Annotated in this window: 9 protein-coding genes, 1 tRNA gene and 2 pseudogenes; 9 read left to right on the top strand and 3 right to left on the bottom strand. The window is 67.7% G+C overall.

Translation table 11 applies throughout. From position 1 onward, the window contains the following. The first annotated feature begins 27 nt into the window (after positions 1-27). From pheT to OZ403_RS18660, 4 genes and pseudogenes are all read left to right on the top strand, one after another. Entirely contained in the window at positions 28-2,442 is a 2,415-nt protein-coding gene (pheT, locus tag OZ403_RS18645) for a phenylalanine--tRNA ligase subunit beta (protein WP_268784730.1), read from the top strand. Between the two features lie 90 nt (positions 2,443-2,532). Beyond that, a complete protein-coding gene (locus OZ403_RS18650; RefSeq protein ID WP_002639669.1) occupies positions 2,533-2,922 on the top strand; it encodes an integration host factor subunit alpha in 390 nt (129 codons plus the stop codon). Between the two features lie 88 nt (positions 2,923-3,010). Continuing rightward, positions 3,011-3,087 (top strand) — tRNA-Pro (locus tag OZ403_RS18655). 66 nt (positions 3,088-3,153) lie between these two features. Beyond that, positions 3,154-3,698: pseudogene (locus tag OZ403_RS18660) on the top strand (IS3 family transposase); the annotation flags it as partial. Positions 3,699-3,852: 154 nt separating this feature from the next. On the opposite strand, the pseudogene OZ403_RS18665 reads toward OZ403_RS18660, so the two are convergent. The 3 genes and pseudogenes from OZ403_RS18665 to OZ403_RS18675 all read right to left on the bottom strand — a co-directional run. Continuing rightward, positions 3,853-4,542 (bottom strand): annotated as a pseudogene (locus tag OZ403_RS18665) (IS3 family transposase); the annotation flags it as partial. Between the two features lie 69 nt (positions 4,543-4,611). Continuing rightward, entirely contained in the window at positions 4,612-5,436 is an 825-nt protein-coding gene (locus OZ403_RS18670) for an IS3 family transposase (protein WP_268784731.1), read from the bottom strand. 48 nt (positions 5,437-5,484) lie between these two features. Continuing rightward, a protein-coding gene (locus OZ403_RS18675) for an ISNCY family transposase (RefSeq protein ID WP_268784732.1) occupies positions 5,485-7,082 on the bottom strand; the annotation gives its coding sequence in 2 pieces (ribosomal slippage) (positions 5,485-6,116 and positions 6,116-7,082; 1,599 coding nt in all). Positions 7,083-7,494: 412 nt separating this feature from the next. Between OZ403_RS18675 and OZ403_RS39750 the strand changes: the two genes are divergently transcribed. From OZ403_RS39750 to OZ403_RS18695, 5 genes are all read left to right on the top strand, one after another. Beyond that, positions 7,495-7,923, top strand: a complete 429-nt coding sequence (locus OZ403_RS39750) for a CHAT domain-containing protein (protein ID WP_442929814.1) — start codon at positions 7,495-7,497, stop codon at positions 7,921-7,923. Positions 7,924-8,017: 94 nt separating this feature from the next. Then, positions 8,018-8,740, top strand: coding sequence for a hypothetical protein (locus tag OZ403_RS18680; RefSeq protein WP_268784734.1), 723 nt, complete (start codon positions 8,018-8,020; stop codon positions 8,738-8,740). A gap of 9 nt (positions 8,741-8,749) precedes the next feature. Next, positions 8,750-12,883, top strand: a complete 4,134-nt coding sequence (locus OZ403_RS18685) for a protein kinase domain-containing protein (protein WP_268784735.1) — start codon at positions 8,750-8,752, stop codon at positions 12,881-12,883. Beyond that, complete coding sequence (gene pglX, locus OZ403_RS18690) at positions 12,883-16,467, top strand: BREX-2 system adenine-specific DNA-methyltransferase PglX (protein ID WP_268784736.1); 3,585 nt, start codon at positions 12,883-12,885, stop codon at positions 16,465-16,467. Before OZ403_RS18685 ends, pglX begins: the two co-directional genes overlap by 1 nt. After that, positions 16,464-20,102, top strand: coding sequence for a hypothetical protein (locus OZ403_RS18695; protein WP_268784737.1), 3,639 nt, complete (start codon positions 16,464-16,466; stop codon positions 20,100-20,102). The genes pglX and OZ403_RS18695 overlap by 4 nt, the downstream gene beginning before the upstream one ends.

Here is a 20,102-nt window from a genome sequence, read left to right on the forward strand (position 1 = left end):
CAGCCGATTGAAGAAGAGGGTGGACCTGTGAAGATTTCGGTGAAGTGGCTGGGCGATTACGTGGCGCTGCCTCCGTCTGTGGACGAGCTGGCGCGCAAGCTGACCGCCGCGGGCCTGGAGATTGAGGGAATGGAGCGCCCCGCGGAAGCCCTTCGCGGCGTGGTGGTGGCGCAAATCAAGGAGTCCGTGCAGCACCCCAACGCGGACAAGCTGTCCGTCACGCAGGTGGACATCGGCGGGACGGCGCTGCTCCAGGTGGTGTGCGGCGCGAAGAACTTCAAGGTGGGCGACAAGGTGCCGCTGGCCACCGTGGGCGCGAAGCTGCCCAACGGCATGGACATCAAGCAGGCGGCCCTGCGCGGCGTGGACAGCTTCGGCATGCTCTGTTCGTCCAAGGAGCTGGGCCTGAGCGAGGAGTCCAGCGGCCTGCTCATCCTCCCGGTCGATACGCGCGTGGGCACGCCCATCGCGGAGGCCGTGGGGCTGGATGACGTGGTGCTGGAGGTGAACGTCACGCCGAACCGTCCGGACGCGCTCAGCCACCTGGGCGTGGCGCGTGAGGTGAGCGTGGTGACGGGCTCCGCGCTGAAGGTGCCCCAGCCGAAGCCTGCGGAGTCGGACACTCCCGCCGCCGAGCAGGTGAAGGTGCGCGTGGAGGCCCCGGACCGCTGCCCGCGCTACGTGGCGCGCGTGGTGGAGAACGTGACGATTGGCCCGTCTCCGCAGTGGATGCAGGACCGGCTGAAGGCGGCCGGGGTGCGCGCCATCAACAACGTGGTGGACGTCACCAACTACGTGAATCTGGAGTACGGGCAGCCGCTGCACGCCTTCGACCTGGAGAAGCTGGCCGGGCAGGAGATTGTCGTCCGCACGGCGACGCGCAGCGAAAAGCTCAAGACGCTGGACGGCAAGGACCGCGTCCTGGACGCGGATGACCTGGTCATCGCGGACAAGGACCGGGCGCAGGCCATCGCCGGTGTCATGGGCGGCGGCGACAGCGAGGTGACCGAGGGCACCAAGCGGCTGGTGCTGGAGTCGGCGAACTTCCAGGGCTCCACGGTGCGGCGCTCGTCGAAGCGGCACGGGCTGCACACGGAGGCGTCGCATCGCTTCGAGCGCGGCGCGGACATGGACGCGGTGGTGCCTGCGATTGACCGGGCGGCGCAGCTGATCGCGGAGCTGGCGGGGGGCACTGTGGCTCCTGGCCGCGTGGACGTGTACCCGGCGCCGAAGCCGCCTCGAAAGGTGACGCTGCGCTTCGCTCGGGTGGGGCAGGTGCTGGGCGTGTCCGTGGCGGAGCAGGAGGTCCGTCGCATCCTGGAGGCTCTGGGCTTCAAGGCGGTGGAGGAGGGGACAGGGCAGGCGACGTACGAGGTGCCCCGGGCCCGGGTGGACGTGGAGCGCGAGGAGGACCTGCTGGAGGAGGTCGCGCGCATCTATGGCTACGACAACATCCCTGCGACGCTGCCGCGGGGACTGGCCACGCTGGCCCCAGAGCCCGCGCATGCCGAGGCCGAGCGCCGCATGCGTCAGGCGCTGGCCGGGGCGGGCTTCGACGAGGTGGTGAACTACTCGTTCGTCGCGCCGCGAAGCCTGGAGGTGCTGGGGGGGGCGGAGAAGCCGGTGGCGCTGCTCAACCCGCTGAGCACGGAGCAGTCGGTGATGCGCACCAGCCTGCTGCCGGGTCTGCTGGAGAACCTGTCCCGCAGCGTGCGGCACCAGGTGGAGGCGGTGGCCATCTACGAGACGGGCCGGGCCTACTTCCAGGAGGCGGAAGGCGGGCAGGGGCAGCGTCCGGCGGCCCGCGAGGTGCCTCGCGTGGCGGGCCTGGTGTGGGGCCTGCGCGGGGGCGGCCGGAGCTGGACGCACAAGGATGCCCGCGCGGACTTCTACGACGCGAAGGCGGCGGTGGAAGGACTGCTGGGCGCACTCCGCGTGGAGGACGTGACGTACGTGCCTACGGGGTCGGCGGCGTACCACCCGAAGGCCGTGGCGCAGGTGAAGACGGCGGACGGCACGGTGCTGGGCCACGTGGGCGAGGTGCACCCACGGGTGGTGAAGGCGCTGGGACTGCCGGACGGGGTGTTCGTCTTCGAGTTGGATACGGAGCCGCTGTACGCAGCCTCGAAGCTGGTGCCGGCGTACCGGTCGCTGCCGCGTTTCCCGGCGGTGCTTCGGGACCTGGCGGTGGTGGTGCCGCTGGAGTTGCCCAACGACGAGGTGCGTCGGGTGATCCTGGAGGTGGGCAAGCCGCTGGTGGAGGACGCTCAGGTGTTCGACGTGTACACCGGTGAGCAGATCCCCCAGGGGCGGAAGAACCTGGCGTATGCGCTGCGCTATCGCTCGTCCGAGCGGACGCTGACCGACGTGGAGGTCAACGAGGCGCACCAGCGCATCGTGGACGAGGTGAAGCAGCGACTGGGAGCTGCCTTGCGCGCCTGAATTCCTGAATGAAGTCAGAGGGTTGACACGTCTTCGGGAAGGCTGCAACAGTGCCCGGCGTTCAGCCCCGAGGGCTTCCCGAGGATTCGCATGACGAAGGCGGACATCATCGAGGGTGTCTACGAGAAGGTCGGCTTCTCGAAGAAGGAGTCAGCCGAGATCGTGGAGCTCGTGTTCGACACGCTCAAGGAAACCTTGGAGCGCGGGGACAAGATCAAGATCTCTGGGTTCGGCAACTTCCAGGTGCGCCAGAAGAAGGCGCGCGTGGGCCGCAACCCGCAGACGGGCAAGGAGATCGAGATCTCGGCGCGCCGGGTGCTGACCTTCCGGCCGAGCCAGGTGCTGAAGAGCGCCCTGAACGGCGAGGCGCCGCCTGAGGATCATGCGGAGATCGACGCCCGGGAGGAGGCCGCCGCCGACGCGGCCGAGGCCCGTGGCGAGGACTTCGACGAAGAGGGAATGGAGGACATGGAAGGGTGAGTTTTTTGGACGGTGCCCTGCTGCTCTTGCTTGACCTGAACGTCATGTGGGGGCATAAGGGCGCACCCTTTCACGGCAGCAGCAGTGCCGGGGCGTAGCGCAGCCTGGTAGCGCACTTGCTTGGGGTGCAAGTGGTCGCAGGTTCAAATCCTGTCGCCCCGACCATCGAAGGCCCTGGAGTTCTTGGCGAAAGCTAAGGATTCCAGGGCCTTTGTTTTGGGTTCTGGAGGGGAGCGGTCGCGGCCGACTCCGGACCTGGTCGACCGCTGGTCTGAGGCTCCCTGGCCCGACCAGCTTTGGGTGGCCGATATCGCGTACGTGCCTACCTTGGGCGGCTTACTTCTACTTGGCCGTGGTGATGGGATGTCTGGAGCCGAAAAGTTGTCGGCTGGGCCATGGCCACGCACCTGCGGACCGAGCTTGTCCTGCATGTGCTCAGGATGGCTCTGCGGCAAAGGCGCCCTACTGGTGTCATTCACCACTCGGACCAGGGCTCCCAATAGCCCGCGCTGGCTTTCGGAGTACGCCGCGGGAAGGCCGGCGTGCGTCCCGCCATGGGCAGCCCGGCGATACCTACGACAACGCCAAGTGCGAGAGCTTCTTCGCCACGCTCGAATGCGAACCCGCTGGACCGTCGTAGTCTTCGCTCCCAGGCCGAGGCCCGGACAGCCCTCTTCGAATTCATCGAGGGCTGGTACAACGCACACCGGCGACACTCTGCGCTCGCCTACGAATCGCCCGCCAACTACGAAAAGAAGCAGCGGGCTGCTGCCTGATGGCGAAAGCCCGGAGCGCTTTGCGGAACTGGGGCAACGTCACGTTCGCATATTCCCGGAGCGTGGTGTCCCCGAGGACCAAGTCACATTGGGCTTCCCTGTTTCCGCGCCATCTCGCTACACCACTGGAGTTGCCCCCGTCAAATCGGACAGCTCAGGGATGAGAGTTAGCAGTACGGAACTCGTGGGGTGACTTCATCTTCAGCCCGCGGTGCGGGTGGCAGCGGTTGTAGTCGTCGAACCAGAGGGGCAGTTGGGCGAGGACGTGTGAGGCCGAGGGCAGTTCGTTGACGTAGACGTAGTCGCGCTTGAAGGTCTTCACGAAGGACTCGGCCATGCCGTTGCTCTGGGGGGAGTAGGCGGGCGTGGTGCACACCCGCAGGCCGAGGCTGAGGCCGAAGTCACGGGTGTCCTTGGCGGTGTAGACGGGGCCGTTGTCAGACAGCCACTCCACCGGGTGGGGCGCCTTTGAGATGCCCGGGCCGAAGCGGGCTTCGAGCGTCTCGGCCATGAGTTCCTGGATGGTGAGCGAGGTGGGAGGCTGGGCGGCGGCCTGGAAGGCGATGGCCTCCCTGTCGCAGCAGTCGAGGCTGAAGGCGACGTGAACGACTTCGCCATTCCAGCAACGCACCTCGAAGCCGTCGCTGCACCACCGCAGGTTGGACTTGAGGGTGACGACCTGGCCCTCATGAGTACGCGTCGGCTTGCCGGTATGCCGTTGCAGCAGCAGGCGGCCTTGGCGCATGAGACGGTAGACGCGCTTGTGGTTGAGGGCGGGCCTGCCCTCCTGGCGGCGCTGCCGGTTGAGGACGGCGCCGGCTCGGCGGTACCCGTAGGTGGCGCGTTGGCCGACAACGGCCTTGAGTTCCTCCAGCGCCTGGTGGTTGGAGTTGCCCCCGTCAAATCGGACAGCTCAGGGTTGTGAATTAGCAGTGCGGAACTCGCGGGGTGACCTCATCTTGAGCCCGCGGTGCGGATGACAGCGGTTGTAGTCGTCGAACCAGACAGGGAGGCACGCCAAGAGGTGGGCGGCCGAGGGCAGCTCATTGACGAAGACGTAGTCGCGCTTGAAGGTCTTCACGAAGGCCTCGGCCATGCCGTTGCTCTGAGGGGAGTAGGCGGGCGTGGTGCACACCCGCAGGCCGAGGCGCTGGCCGAAGTCGCGAGTGTCCTTGGCGGTGTAGACGGGGCCGTTGTCCGACAGCCACTCCACCGGGTGAGGCGCCTTGGCGGTGCCCGGCCCGAAGCGAGCCTCAAGCGTCTCGGCCATCAGGTCCTGAATGGTGAGCGAGGTGGGAGGTTGAGCGGAGGCCTGGAAGGCGATGGCTTCGCGGTCGCAGCAGTCCAGGCTGAAGGCCACGTGGACGCGCTCGCCATTCCAGCAGCGCACCTCGAAGCCGTCCGAGCACCAACGCAGGTTGGACTTGAGCGTCACCACCTTTCCTTCGTGGGTGCGCGTCAGCTTGCCGGTGTGGCGCTGCAGCAGCAACTGGCCCTGACGCATGAGGCGGTAGGCACGCTTGTGGTTGACGCCGGGCTTGCCCTCGGCCCGGCGCTGCCGGTTGAGGACAGCGCACGCCCTGCGGTAGCCGTAGGTGGCTCGCTGCCCGACAACAGCCTTCAACTCCTCGAGGACTTCGGCGTCGGACTGGGCGTCCGGCCGGCGGGGCTGCCGAAACGAAAGGGGGCGGTGCAGCGAGGAGCGGGCTACGGCCAGCGCCCGAGCCACCGCGCTCACAGAATGCCTCCCAGCTTGGACAAGGCCGCGGGCGACAGTAGTTTTTTTCTACGCCGGCAAAGCTCTCCTGAGCTCCCGCTCAATCGCTGCGAGGTAGGCGTTCGGATTGGCCCGGAATCGACGGCCCAAGACTCGCGCGTGTTGTCGTCTTCGAAGGGAGGCACGCAGCTTCCTCCACGCGATGATGTCTTTGGGGGCCAGTTCCGCGCCGACAGTGGGGGCAAGTCGGGTCGCCACTGCGGCGACGACTCGCACCTGTCCGCGCACCACCAGGCCCTCGCTTCCGCGGCGCCGACCCGAGGCCCGGCGCTCGTGGTAGCGGCAACTGCCAAACAGGTGCTCCAGGTCATTGTCCGTGCGAGGCAGGCCGGGTACGTCGTAGCAATGGAAGAGGCCGGGCCAATAGCGACGCGTCTCCAGGAGGAAATGTGCAAGCGCCGCGCGGTGGGGGGAGCGGGTGCGTCGCACGGCATGCTCCAGTGCGCCGACAAGGCCGGCCATGCGCCTTTTGACGTGACAGCCTTTCTGGCCGGAGGCATTGGTGAGGATTTCGGCGACACGCTCTACCCACCGGTAGGCCGCCTTCAGTGGTGGCCACATCCTCGCCGTCTGCATCAGGCCGCGCCTCAATAGCAGGCGCAGCCGTGTCAGCCCTCTGGCGCGCGCCCCCCTTTTTCTGCCCGGCGGAGACTCGCTTCAATCACTCGCAGTCGCCGGTGCAACTCCAAACCGGAGGGCTTCAGGGGTGGGCGCCTGTCGTCCGTCAAGGCGCTGCGCACTGCGGCGCAGTAGCCGCGGACGGCTTGTGCTTGGGCGTCCTGGCGCCCTTCGACGGCGCGCTCGATAACCCGCACTCCTCGCACATGACTCTTCAGCAGCTTCTTGGCGTGCCGGTCCGCTTCGTAGAGGGGGCGGGCCGCCTCACGCAGGTAGTGGAAGTGGCAGAGTTGGTGAGGCACCCCAGGCAGCGCCGAGGCCACCGCGTTGCGGATGGAGCGCTGGCCATCCGAGACGACGCCGGCAATGGGCACTGCCAGCGCCGCTTTCACCTCCAGGAGCAGCGGAGCCAACTCCGCCTCACCACTGCCCAGCAAGCTACGGGCTGCCAGCACCTCGCCGGAGAGGCAGTCGCGCACCACCCACAACACCTCATGGCCTACCTCGGGCTGCAATCCGTCCATGGCTAGCACCACCCGGCCCTGTTGACGTGTCACCTGCTGCAGTCGCCGACTGTCTGTCATTCTCAGTGCCAGCAACTCATCGTACCGGTCGAGTTGGTTGGTGACACTGCGCTCGGAAATGGAGACGCCCCGTGCGCGAAGGACTGCATGGATTTCCGGGACGCTGCGATGCTCGTGGTAGCGCAGTGCACCAATCAAGGCGATGACGTCCAGGCCAAACTCATGGTCCGGCAGCGCCCACCGGCCCTCTTCTTCGGCACGCACAGGTCGCAAGTACAACGGGCACCCCTTCCGGTGGCACACTCGCACCTGTACCTTCAGGGCGACCACCGCCTCCAGCGTCACCACGTTCCGCCGTGCCCGGTAGTCCGCTGGGGCGGGCCCTCCGCACGCGGAGCACCGCCGTCGATGGTTCTCCAACCCCACCTGCCTGCTCGCCGGTGGGTGGGCAGTCGTGCGTCCCATGGTGCCACCTCCCCATGGAGGCAACACCGCGGAGGGCAGGAGGTATTTGCCGGCGTAGAAAAAAACTACTGTCGCCCGCGACCTTGTCGAAGCTGGGAGGCATCCTGTGAGCGCGGTGTCCCGGGCCCTCGGCGTGGCCCGCTCCACCCTGCATCGCCCCCTGAGCCCTCGGGAGCCCCGCTGCCCAGGCGCTCATGCCGACCGCCGAGGTGCTGGAGGGACTCAAGGCCGTCGCCCAGCAGCGCGCCACGTACGGCTACCGCAGAGCCTGTGCCCTCCTCAACTGTCGTAGCTCGGCGTAACAGGTACTCCGGAGTTCGGCGAACCCGGTCGGTGAAGTTGTCCCGGCCTCGTGGAGCGCCCGGCTTCCGCTGGCGACGTCCTTCGAGAACTCGCCGAGGCGGACGTGGTGATGTTCCTGTGCCACGGCGGGGTCGCGGGCCCGCGAAAGGCGACGCTCCAGTTCCTCAATGAGGTGGGTTCGGACTCGGAGCTCGCGCTGGAGCAGGTCGGCGCAGACCCCCGACGCATCGCAGGTGCCTCGATCGTACTCCTCTCGTGTGAGACAGGGCGGGTGGGGGATTGGATTCACCGCGCAGCGGGGCTGGCAGGGGCCTTTCTGGCGAGCGGTGCCCGGCAGATCATCGCCCCACTTTGGGCGGTCCCTCTGGGGGGCGCGCTGCTCGTAGGACGGGCGGTGTTGGAAGCGCTCACACAGGGGGGAGACCCGTCCCTGGCGCTTCACGCACTCCAGCGTCAGCAGTCACAAGGGGGTGGTGCTACCTCCCGGCACTTCGGTCGTGCCTGGGCCCTCAAGGCCTTTGTGCACTGGGTCGCGTAACTCTTGAACCTGCCCATTCAGGAAGTCAGACTCTGCCTCCACTGCGCGGGCAGTCTGTTCACCTGTGAATGGTAGTGCGCCCGCTGGGGAACCCATGACCGAGCAGACCCAGACGGCACTTCTCTTCGCAGAGGTGGCCCTCCATGCCCTCGTCCGTGAGGAAGTCACGGGGCGCAAGAACCAGCGCCTGTTGGAGGCCCAGCGCATCTCCTGGGAGCGCTTTCGGGGCAGGCTGGGCAGCGCAGCGCTTGCCTCCCTGCTGATCGAGGATGGAGCCGTCACGCACCCCGCAGCCTTCGATGCCCCCACGCTGCTCGGCGCGCCCGAGCCTCTTGCCTCCCTGACGGACGCCCAGGCGGAGCCTCTGCTCGCGGGGCTCAACAAGGACTCCGTCTCCGGCGCTGGGACCGACTATCTCCAGGCCCAGGCGCAGCGGCTCGGTGTCTCCCATCGCTTCGCCCGCTCCAGCCTTCCTCGCGGTATCAAGGCCCACCACAAGGTGCTGGAGCTGCCCGGCAGCGGCGGCCTCATCGCCCACCACGTGTGCAGCACACTGGAGGGCGTCTACTTCCAGGACGTCTTCACCGTGGCTTGCAGCGACTGGAAGGATCGATTCCTGGCCGGGCTCGTGGCGCTGGAGTTGGGAGTGGGCGGGGCGCTCCCCATCCACGAGGACTCCTCCCTGGAGCAGGTGCGCCAGCGCCTGCCCATGCCCGACTTCATCCTGGGGCTTTCGAAGGAGAAGGGAGGGCGCTTCACCGAGGAACAGCTTCGTCCCTGGTTCCCCTCTCCCTCGACGACGTTTTTCCTGATCTGAGCCGCCTCCATGCCCGCACGCCACTTCCCCCTGGGCGAACCCGCCCATGAGGCCGAACGTCAGGCCATCCGCCTTGTCGTAGAGGGCCTACCAGACGACTACACCGTCTACTCCAATGCCTGGCTCGTGGAGCGCACCGGCGTGGTGCACGAGTTGGACGTCGTCGTGGTTGCCCCACACGGCTTCTACGTCGTGGAGCTCAAGGCTTACCGGGGGGTGGTGCGCGGCACGGACCACGACTGGGATGTTCCTCAGGGCCCAATCCGCAGCCCGCTGAAGAAGAACCGGCTGACGGCCCAGGTGCTGGCCTCCGAGCTCAAGCGCTTGTCCGCCGAGGCCGCCCGCCGTTGGGTGGAGCACTTCGTGTTCCTCTCGCATGCCAGCGAGCAGAAGGTGGATGGCCCCGCCAGCCGCGGGCGCGTCCACACCCGTCACACCCTCCTGGAGGCGATTCAGGACGCCCGCGGCTTTCATGACCGGTGCCCGCGTGGCGGTTGCCCCGAGGTGGACGAGCACACCCAGCGCACCATCCACACGCTCCTCACCCAGCAGGACCCGGCCCTGCGCCCCCCGGAGCGCATTCGAGGATGGCGCCTGGAGTCGACCGTTGAGGCCACCGAGCGTTGGGTGGACCACCTCGCCGTCAATGACCTCACCCACACGCGAGCCCTGCTGCGCGTCTATGCCCTATCGCCGCTGGCCACCGACGCCGAGCGCCAGCACTTGCTAGAGCGCCTGCGCTGGGAAGCCCAAGTGCTCAACCGCGTGGGCCAGCACCGCTCCATCCTCCGCGCTGAGCCCTTCTTCGAGGACGACGCGGGCCGCTTCTGCCTGCCGCTGGAGGACTTCCGCGGCGTGACGCTCCCCACCTGGCTCACGCGCCACCGGGCGCAGCACCCCGGGCGCGATGGCCTCAAGGTCCTGGCACGCCTGTGGGACGAGGTAGCCGACGCCGTGGCCCACGCTCATGGCCAGGGCGTGGTGCACCGCTTGCTGCGCCCCGATGTGGTGCTGCTGGAGGACAAGGCTCCCGGCGCCCAGGTGCGTCTGACGGGGTTCGACCTCGCCAAGCAGCTACAGAGCGGCCGCACTGTGCATGTCACCTCACTGCAGGACGAGCGGCTGCGCTGGGCCGCGCCGGAGGTGACCCAGAGCTTCACAAATGCCTCGCCACACTCGGACCAGTGGGGTCTGGGCCTGCTGCTGGGCTGGCTCCTCACCGGCCGCGCTCTCTTCGAATCCACCGCGGAGCGCATGCGCCGGGGCGGGCCGTTGCTTCACGTGGCCGTGCACAACGCCCTGGTGCCGCGCTCGCTGGACGAGACCGTGGAACGCATGTTGTCCCTGCGCCCGGCGGACCGCTTCGCCTCACTGGAGGAGGCGCGCGAGGCGGTGGCCCTCGCCGTGGACCCCGCGCGCCGGGGCGCCCGCCGTCCCGAGGCCCCCCAACTCGACCCCGACGACCTGCCCGAGGGCACTCGGCTGGGCGCGGACTACGAGGTGCAGAAGAAGCTCGGCGCTGGCGGGCTCGCCACCGTCTACGCCGCTCTGCACCTGGTCAGCGGGCAGATGCGAGCCCTCAAGGTGGCGCGCAACACCTATGAGGCCGAATCCGCGCTGGAGGCGGAGTGGCGCGTCCTCGAGCGGCTGGACTACAAGAACATCGTCCGGGTGCGGCAGGACATCAGCGCTGGCCTGGTGCCGGGCCGCCGCACCCTGGTGATGGACCGGGTGCGGGGCGAATCGCTCTCGGCCTGGCTGGCCGCGCACCCCAGTCCGGACCGTGACACGCAGCGGCGCTTCGCCGAGGACCTCTTCTCCGCCCTGGAGTACCTGGAGGCCCAGGGCATTACCCACAAGGACCTGAAGCCAGAGAACCTGGTGGTGGGCGATGGCGGCCTCACAGTCATCGACTTCTCGCTCGCGGGGGATGCGCCGGAGGCCATCCTCGCGGGCACCGCCCTCTGGCGCGATCCCACCCTCAAAGCCTGGGATGCCGCGGCGGATCGTTACGCGGCGGCGCTCGTCCTCCACCTGCTCTACACTGGCCGTCACCCCTTCGACGGGCGCGTGCCCTCGCCGGACGAGGTGCCGCCCATTGATGCGGACGACTTCGACTCACCGGGGCTGGCTCGCTTCTTCCAAAAAGCGCTGCACCCGGAGCGCCGCCAGCGATTCACCTCGGTGCGCGAGATGCGGGACTTCTTCCGCGAGGCGCTGGGCGACCGCGAACGTGGCCGCCACGCGGAGCCTCTGCAGGAGGAGGCGAGCGCGTCCACCAATCCCGAGGCCCCCCTGAGCGCCAGCCGGCTGTCGGGCACGGCGGTAGCGGTGCTCGGCCGGGCAGGGGTGCGCACCTTGGGGGAGTTGGTGGCGCTGCAGGGCACGCAGCTCGCCGCCATCAGCGGATTGGGAAAGAAGCGGCGCGAGGAGGTGTTCGCATTCCAGCAAGAACTGCGCGCCCGGGGCATCCAGCCCTCCGCGCCACAGGGCGTCCGCCGCGTCCTCTTCTCCGATGCGGAAGGGGATATCGCCGCGCTCTCCGCGCTCCAGTTGCCGCGGGCCTTGGAGGAATCCCTGGCGGCAGCGGGCTTTCGCACCGTGGGCCGGCTGGCGGGGGCTACGCGTGAAGACCTCACCGCCGTGCCGGGTGTTGGGCGAGGGCGGCTGGCGCAGGTGGTTGAGGCGCTGGAGGCCCATGTCATCCGAAGTACGAGCGCGGAGGCGCCGGGCCCGCGCCGCTCCACTGTGGAGTCCCTGTGGGCCGAGGCCCGCCTCAAGCTGGAGACGCGCGAGGAGCAGGTGTTGGCGGAGACCTTCGGCTTCTACGAGCCGCCCGCCCTCCGCCAGCAGGACGTAGCCGGCACCCTCGGCATGTCCCAGCCTGAGGTGAGCCGCACCCTCAACACCGCCCTCGTCAAGGTGGACCGCGAGGCGTTGGAAGATCTGCGCGAGAGCCTCCACGCGGAGTTGGAGTCCGCTGCGGGCGTAATGCGGCTGCACGAAATGGTGGAGCGCCTGGAGGAAACGTGGGAGCCCTCGCCGCGCTTACGGACGGCGGGGCTGGTACGGCTCCTCCAGAGGATGAACGAGACGCGGCTGGGACGCATGCCGCTGCCCGAGGAGCCCGAGCTGGAGGTGTTCTTCGCCGCGCCGCTGGAGGAGAAGGCGCTTAAGGTCTTCATCGACACGGCGCTGAAGCTGGCGGGGTGGGACGATGGCGAGCCCACCGAACCGGCCGCGGCCCGCCGCACCCTGCGCGGAGTACTCCCCGAGTACCCGGGGGACTTCCTGAAGCTGGCCGTCTACCTCGTGCCCTCCCTGCACCTGACCGCGGACGGGGAGCTCTTCCAGGCCCCGCTGGAGGGCCCACAGGTGCTGCGCCACGTGCTGCGCCGTGCCCGTCTGCCGCTGAAGGTGGACGACCTTTATCAGCAGATGCGGGCCACCTTCGGTGAAGAGGGCTGGAACGAGCCCCGGCGCGAGGCGCTGCCCGAGGTGCTGGCCCAGGTGCTGCCCGACTACCGCGTGGTGGGAGAGGAGGTAGTGCCTGCAAGCGCGAGGGTAGAGACGGAGCAGGCTCCTCGGCAGGACCCGTTGCCCTCGGATTTGCTCGTCCCCCAGCGCTCCTACGCGGAGGTGGTCGCCGAGCGGCTGCGAGAGGCGTCCCGAGGCCGCGGCTACCGGCTCGTTGTCGCGCCGCCGGAGAAGCACGTCGAGGTGGCGCGCAGCTTGCGCCGGGCCCTGGGGCCCACGGCGGAGTTCGTCAGCTTCGAGGGGCGGCTGATCCAGCGAATGGAGCCGGACTTCCCGACCTTCGAGCGCGCCGAGCGCTTCCTCGCGCAGAAGCCGAAGCTGAAGAAGGAAGCTGGAGCGCTGCTGGACGCGCTGCTGGATCAGCATGGCCGCCCGGGTAAGGTGGTGGTGCTCGGGGACACCGGGATTCTGGGCGTCTGCGGCGTCGAGAAGGACGTGCCGCGCCGGCTGTACGACCGGGTGACGGAGCGTGACCTGGGCTTCTGGGTACTTGTCATCCCTGGCGTGGTGAGCGAGCGGCAGCCGCTCTTCAACGAGCATGAGCCCGTCTTGAACCTGCAGGTGCTGCCCGTGCCGGAACCGTTGGACGTGGAGGCGAGGGAGTGATGGAGCTGGAGAAGCGTGTAGCACTGACCAAGGCGCTGGCAAAGCTGACCGAGCGCATCGCCGAGGACATTCGCGAGCAGGTGCGCCGCCCCGGGCCCGCGCAGGATCGTGCCCGCTCCCTCCATCGCGATGAGAGGGTGGGCGAGGACTTCATCGTCTGGACGGACGTGCTGTCGCGGCGCGCTGCGGTGCTGTGGGTGCTCAAGACGGTGTACGTCCGCATTCTGGAGGACCGCGGTCTGATGCGCCCGCTGCGCCTGGTGAACCCGGACCCAAAGGCGCAAGAGGTGGAGTCGGAGAAGCTCTTCCGCCACCTCGCGCCTAACCTGGGGCCCTCGGCGTACCTCGCGTGGGTGTTCCGGGACCTGTCCAGCGCGCGTGGCGGCCTGCCAGAGCTGTTTTCGCCCCAGCCGGCCGAGGTGGCACGGCCCTCGGATGCTCGCTCGCAGGAGTTGCTGGAGTTCTGGCGCCGGTGTGATGTGGAGTCAGGCGATCTCGCCTTTAGCTTCGACGGAGAGCAGTTCGACGGCCGGCTGATGGGGGACCTGTACCAGGACCTCGATCCGGTGGTGAAGGAGCGCTATGCGCTGCTCCAGACGCCGGACTTCGTGCTCGACTTCATTCTTGACGAGACGCTCACGCCTGCCATTACCGAGTGGGGCGTGGAGAAGGTGAGGGTGCTCGACCCGGCGTGCGGATCGGGGCACTTCCTGCTCGCGGCCTTCAAGCGGCTGGTGACGGGAATGCGCGAGAAGTTCCCCGCGCGTCCGATGCGCGAGGTGGTGGACGACTGCCTTGCGCGGGTGGTGGGCATCGACCTCAATGACTATGCGTGCGGACTGGCCCGCGCGCGGCTCGTAATGACGGCGCTGGAACTGGCCGGGGAGACGGACCTTGGGGCCGCCAGCGATTACCACCCACAGGTGTACTGGGCGGATGCGCTGGAGCAGGTGGAGCGCGACCCCGAACTTGAGCAGATGGGGCTCTTCACCGGAGAGGTGGAGAAGAAGCCCTACAACATGCTCACTCGGCCTGAAGTGAGGGCTCGGCTGAGACCTCTATTGAGGGCAGGTTTTGAGGTGGTGGTGGGCAATCCGCCGTACATCTTGGAGAGGGACGAGGCTAAGCGCGAGTATCACCGGGAGAAAGTGGGTAGGGAGCGACGGTACGTATCGGCCGCTGGCAAGTACTCGCTGGGAGCGCCCTTTACGGAACGGATGTTTCAAATAGCCGTACCTAGCGGCTTTGTGGGAATGATCACTGCCAACTCTTTCATGAAGAGGGAGTTTGGCAAGGCGCTTATTGAGAAGGTCCTGCCGAGAGAGGACCTCTTCTTGGTGGTCGATACGTCGGGGGCGTACATTCCTGGGCATGGCACGCCCACGGTGGTGCTATTTGGTAGGCATCGCAGGCCACAGAACAACGTGGTGCGCGTTGTAATGGGGAAGCGCGGCGAGCCTGGAATACCTGTCGACCCAACTCAGGGACGGGTGTGGCGGAGCATTGTCGAGGAATGCAGGACGCCCGGAGATAGGTCTGAATTTGTTTCGGTGGCGGAAGTGGCATGCGCCACTCTCCAGAGGCATCCTTGGAGTATTGGGGGCGGGGGGAGTGCTGAACTGAAGGAGGCTCTCGATCGGGCAGGTTCAAGGCTCGCAGAGCACAGTAGTGAGATAGGGTTTGCATCTTTTCCTGGGGCCGATGAAGTCTTTGTTGTGCCCCGCTTGGCTGCGCTTAGATTGGGCGTGCCGCCCAGGTTGGTGCGGACGTTCGTGCCAGGTGATGCGGTTCGTGACTGGCGTATTAATGATAGTCAGTCGGCGATTGCTCCTTACGACGACGCGCAATCTGTTGTGTCGGAGACCGATCTGGGCAGGGCGCGAGAGCACTTCTGGCGAATGCGAGCTGTGGTTCTTGGAACCATGGATTTTGGTGGATCCACTAGGCGTGACAACGGCGATGTTGAGTGGAGTTGGTATCGCTGGCAGGCAGCGAGGTATCGTATTCCGCTGTCCATCACGTTTGGTGAGGTGGCTACGCATAATCATTTTGTGCTTGATCGCGGCGGGAAGGTATTTAAACAAACGGCGCCAGTTATCAAGCTGCCGCCCGAGGCGTCGGAGGTGGAACATCTTGCTCTCTTGGGGCAGCTTAATTCGTCTGTTGCGTGCTTCTGGCTGAAGCAGGTGTGTCAGAACAAGGGGCTTCGAGGGCAGGGTGGAGGGATTACTTCGGAAGCTTGGGAGCAGTTCTTTCAGTTTGGTGGCACTAAGCTTGGGGCATACCCGCTTGCTCGAGTGCGGTGTGCTCAAGTTGAAGAGTTTGCTGTGGCTCTTGATGCGCTTGCACGGGAGCGCATGTTGGATTCGGTTGAGAAATGTGTTAGTGAGCAAGCCGATGCAGGAGCGACAGCCTTGAGGGTGGCTTTGTCTGGGCGTAGTAGGCGCGATCTCACGCGCCTGTACCGGATGGTGGGCTTGCAGGAAGAGCTTGATTGGTTGTGCTACCGCCTTTATGGCATTGCTCCCGAACTTGAATTGCGACGCCCGGGTGACGTTCAGTCGCTCGTTCCTGGCCAGCGTCCGTTTGAGATTAAATTCGCGCGTGAGGATGCCGAACGTCGAGCGGTCCTTGCTCACGGGGATGAGGCGGAGGAGGCTCCGACTGCATGGTTTGAGCGCCATGGTTGGCAGCCCGTGGGTTCTCTCGATGCCATTGCCGATGCCAATGAGCGCCGCATTATCGAGCAGCGCATGGCTCTCACCGCAGCCAGTCGGAACCTCGGACTCATCGAACAGCCCACCTACAAGCGCCGCTGGCACCGCCCGGACTACGTCGCCGAGGAGACGCAGGCGCTCGAAACGTACCTTTCGGACCGGATGGAGGCCTGGGTGAAGGAGCGCGCCACACCCTTTACGCTGCGACAGATGGTCGCGGCCCTCCAGTCGGATGCGGGCGTGCTTGCCGTCGCCGAGTGTCTCGCCGGCAACGCCCAGTTCGACCTGGAGGCCCTGCTCTCTGAGCGCCTGCTCGCCGACAGCGTCCCCAACAACAAGCACCACGTTTTCAAGCTGTCGGGCCTGGACAAGCGCGCCGCCTGGGAGGCGACGTGGGAGATGCAGCGCCGCGAGGACGCCGGGGAGAAAGTGACGCCCCCGGTGCCGCCCAAGTACGCCTCTGCGGACTACCTCCGTCCTGAGTACTGGTCCCTACGCGGGGCGCTCGACGTGCCCAAGGAGCGCTTCATCACCTTCACCGAGTTGCCCTGGCGTGACGGACCTGAGCGTCTGTACGGCTGGGCCGGCTTGACGCCGCGGCAGCGCTCCAAGGTGCTCGTCGAACTGGACGAAGAGTCCGAGGGCAGCGGCGTGTCCCTGGCGGACCGCTACGGCCTGCTCTACGGCGCGCAGATCCTCGTGCCCTACGTGGCCTCGGAATCCAAGGAGGCGGCCGCAGAGTTCGACGCCGTGGTGCGCGGACTGGTAGGCAAGGACGGCGTTACCGAGAAGATGCTGGCGGAGTGGGCGGAGCGCTTCCCCGCCACGCGTCCGCGTGCCGCGAGAACCCGCAGGAGGACAGCGTGAACATCTCCGAAGCTTACAACCTGCCTAGCCGCGAGGACCTGACCGCGCTGGGCTTCGTCGTGCGCCTGGACGTGCCGCAGAGCGATGAGGAGCGGCGCCGGCTGGTGGATGAGTACGTCTTCACTCCTGCTGTGCGTCAGTCGCTGCCCGTCATCTTCGACGGCATGAAGCACGCGCTGGCGCGCGGCGAGCCGCTGGGCCGCTTCATCCACGGCTCGTTCGGCTCCGGCAAGAGCCACTTCCTGTCCATGTTGGGCCTGCTGCTGGAGGACGATGCGCAGGCGTGGGGCAAGCCGGACCAGCTGGTGCGCGAGCTGGCGGAGAAGCATCGCAACTGGGTGTGCGACGCGCGGCTGCTGACGGTGCGGCTGCACATGCTGTCGGAGGCGGGCGGCAGCGGCTTTGACCGGGCCGTCTACGAGGCTTTCAACCGGGCGCTCGCGCGGCACAGCAAGCCGGCCTTTGAGTACCTCTACGTCCAGGGGGTGCTGGACGAGGCCCGGCGCGAGGCGGAGCTTTACGGGCCGGCGTTCTGGCGGAACCTGGAGGCCGGCAGGGTGGTGGGCTCGCACGAGGACTTCGAGGCGCTGGCGAGCGGCGGTCCCGAGGAACGGGAGGCGCTGGCGCGGGCGCTCTTGCAGTTCAAGGGCCGGGACGCGGCGAGCGCTGGGGTGGACCCGCAGTGGGGAGAGGGGCTGCGGCGCCTGACTCAACATGCGAAGGCGCAGGGCTTTGGTGGGGTGGTGTTCCTGGTGGACGAGTTCCTGCTGTGGCTGAGCGACAAGGCGGCCACGGAGTTCAAGGCCGCCATCAACCAGCTCACAGTGATGGTAGACTACGCGGGTGGCCAGCGGCCGCTGCCGGTCTTCGCGTTCATCGCCCGGCAGCGCAACATCCAGGAGTTCTTCCCGGACCTGACGTACGACCACGAACTGCACGAGCACCTGCGCCACCACACCAAGCGCTTCGAAGAGACGATGCTGCAGGACGTGGAGCTGCGGCACATCTGCAAGGAGCGCATCCTCAAGCCGCGCCGCGCGGCGGAGGTGCGGGCCGCGGTGGAGCAGCTCGCCGAGTCGCAGAAGAAGGTGCTGCCCGCGGTGCTGCAGAGCGCGGACGTGGAGTACCTGAAGGACGTCTACCCGTTCCACCCGGCGCTCATCGAGGCGCTCATCGACGTGTCGAGCCTCCTCCAGCGCGAGCGCACAGCGCTGCGGCTGCTGTACGAGCTACTGGTGGTGCACAACCCCACGCTCGAACTGGGCAAGCTGCTGCCTGTGGGGCGGGCTTTCGACGCGCTATTTCCGCCCAGCGGCGTGGAGGCGGGCAAGGGCGCGGATGACCTGAAGGCCATCCACCGCCTCTTTTACGAGAGCTTCCGCCCGGCCATGGACGCCATGCTGCGCGAGGCGGAGGAGTCCGGCGGCACCTTCGACGCGAAGCGCCGGCAGGTGCTGGAGGAGATCGTCAAGACGGTACTGCTGGCGGAGGCCTCGCCGCGCCTGAAAGGCTCGGGGATGAAGGTGTCCCGGCTGGTGCTCCTTAACGACGCGGAGGTGTCCGGCGAGACGGAGCGCAGCCGCCGGGCACGGGTGGCGGAGGACCTGCTGCTGCTCAGCCGGCGCGTGGGGATGCTGCAGGTGTCCGGCACGGCGCCGGACTATGACGTGTCCGTGGTGCTCAAGGGCGCCAACTTCGGCGAGGTGCTGGAGCGGGCGCGCGGGCGCACCGGGGGCGAGCACACGCGCTACGCCACGTTCTTCTCCGTCTTCACGGAGGCCATGGGCCTGGCGAGGACGCAGGGCTTCCGGGAACTCACGGAGGGCCAGGAGGGCGACCTCAAGGTGAAGTGGCGCGGCACGCAGCGGCGCGGATCGGTGAAGCTGTGCAATGTGCGCGAGCAGCCGTACGCCGCCTTCCGGCCTCAGCCTGGCGACGAGTTCCGCATCCTCGTGGACTACCCGTGGGACGAGAAGGGCCACACGGTGGAGGAGGACCGGCAGCGGGCCCGGGACTACACGCGGCGCAATGGTTCGGCCTGGACGCTGTGCTGGCTGCCGCGCCACCTGACGCCCCAGGAACTCGGGTTGCTCAAGGACCTGGCCGCGGTGCGATTCCTCCTTACGAAGGAGGGCCAGGAGGAACTGCTCGCCAACCTGTCCATCGCGGACCGGCAGAGCGTGGTGGACCGGGCGCGGGCGCAGGAGGCCACCTTGGCACGCTCCTTCCAAGACACGCTGAAGGTGGCGTACAAGGACCACGGCGCCATCGAGTCACTCGCGCTGGACGTGACATCCGAGCTGTCCCGACCGGAGCTGCACGAGAACTTGGAGCAGCTCGGCTGCGCGGTGCTGGAGCGGCACTATCCGCAACACCCCGTCTTCGGCGTGGAGCCACGGGTGGAGGAGTTGCAGGTGCTCAGTGACTGGATGGTGAGGGCGCACGAGGCGGGCACGCCCCTGGAGTTCGACGAGCGACAGGGCAAGGTGCTCGTCAACCTGGGGCGTCCGCTGGAGTTGGTGGAGCTGGGGCAGACGCGGGGCACTCTGCGGCGGGACACGCGCTACGTGAAGCCGGTGGTGGACTCGGCCACCTCGGAGTCGCTGATGTGGGGATCGGTGGAGCAGCGGCTGGAGGAGACGTTCGGGCTGCCGTCAGCGGTGCGCTGCTTCTTCCTGGCCTTCTTCGCGCGGGCGTACGGCTACCGGGTGATGGACGGAGCGGGTAGTCCGTGGGAGCCGCGGGTGGAGTCGTCCGTGCGCGCCAACCTGAAGCTGGTGCGCGCGCCGCTGCTGTCCGTGGCCATGTGGGGGCAGGCGGTGGACCTCGCGGTGCGGCTCTTCGAGTTGCCGCGCCCCGGGCAGCGGACGTTGGGCGAGCAGGACAAGCTCGTCGGCCTGCTGCGCGAGCGCGGGGAGGAGTGCCGCAAGGCGCTGGTGGGCGTGCGCGAGCGGCTGGTGCAGCTCGGGGTGGGGGGCCGGCGCGTCGCCGAGGTGGATGACGCCATCGTCCGTCTCAGACCGCTGGTTTCGCGGGAGGTGGAGGCACATGCCCTGCTGGACGCGCTCCTCCACGCGTGGAGCGGCGAGGGGCGGGATGCCGCCCTCGTGGCGGTGCAGCGCGCCGAGGCCATGCGGTCGGCCCTTCAGGTGCTGGGCGACCGGCTCCGCACTCAACTCCAGACGGCGGCGGGCAAGGTGCCCCGGTTGGAGCCCGAGGCCCGCGCGTGTCTGGCCGACCTGGAGGCGCTGCTCGGCGCCAGCGAGCTGGCCCGGTCGCTGCGCAAGGACGCCGTGGATGCGTGGAACCGGGGTGCGGAGACGCTGCTGTCGCGCATCCTGGAGGCGTTGACGCCGGTGGTGCCCCCGCCATCGGGGGGGCAGACTCCGGCGGGCGCGTCGGGGGGGAGAGATGGGCGCCCCCTGTCTGGTTCTGAGAACGCCGTTGCCGATGCCAGCCAGGGCACGCAGGCGGGAGGGACCTCGGGGCCGTTCGAGGTGGTGCTGGAGGGCATGCGCGTGCAGCTCGGTGGCAATGGGGCGGAGCTCGACTCCCTGCTGTCAAGGCTGCGCTCCCGGCTGGTGACACTAGAGCCGGGGGCAGTGGAGGTCATCGTGACGGTGCGGAGGAGCTAG

It is taken from the genome of Myxococcus sp. NMCA1, assembly GCF_026810205.1.
In the GTDB taxonomy this organism is placed as follows: domain Bacteria; phylum Myxococcota; class Myxococcia; order Myxococcales; family Myxococcaceae; genus Myxococcus; species Myxococcus xanthus_A.

Coding starts and splice junctions, on each gene's coding strand:
- pglX (WP_268784736.1), top strand. CDS start 12,883: ATGGAGCTGGAGAAGCGTGTAGCACTGACCAAGGCGCTGGCAAAGCTG.
- OZ403_RS18680 (WP_268784734.1), top strand. CDS start 8,018: ATGACCGAGCAGACCCAGACGGCACTTCTCTTCGCAGAGGTGGCCCTC.
- OZ403_RS18650 (WP_002639669.1), top strand. CDS start 2,533: ATGACGAAGGCGGACATCATCGAGGGTGTCTACGAGAAGGTCGGCTTC.
- OZ403_RS39750 (WP_442929814.1), top strand. CDS start 7,495: ATGTTCCTGTGCCACGGCGGGGTCGCGGGCCCGCGAAAGGCGACGCTC.
- OZ403_RS18685 (WP_268784735.1), top strand. CDS start 8,750: ATGCCCGCACGCCACTTCCCCCTGGGCGAACCCGCCCATGAGGCCGAA.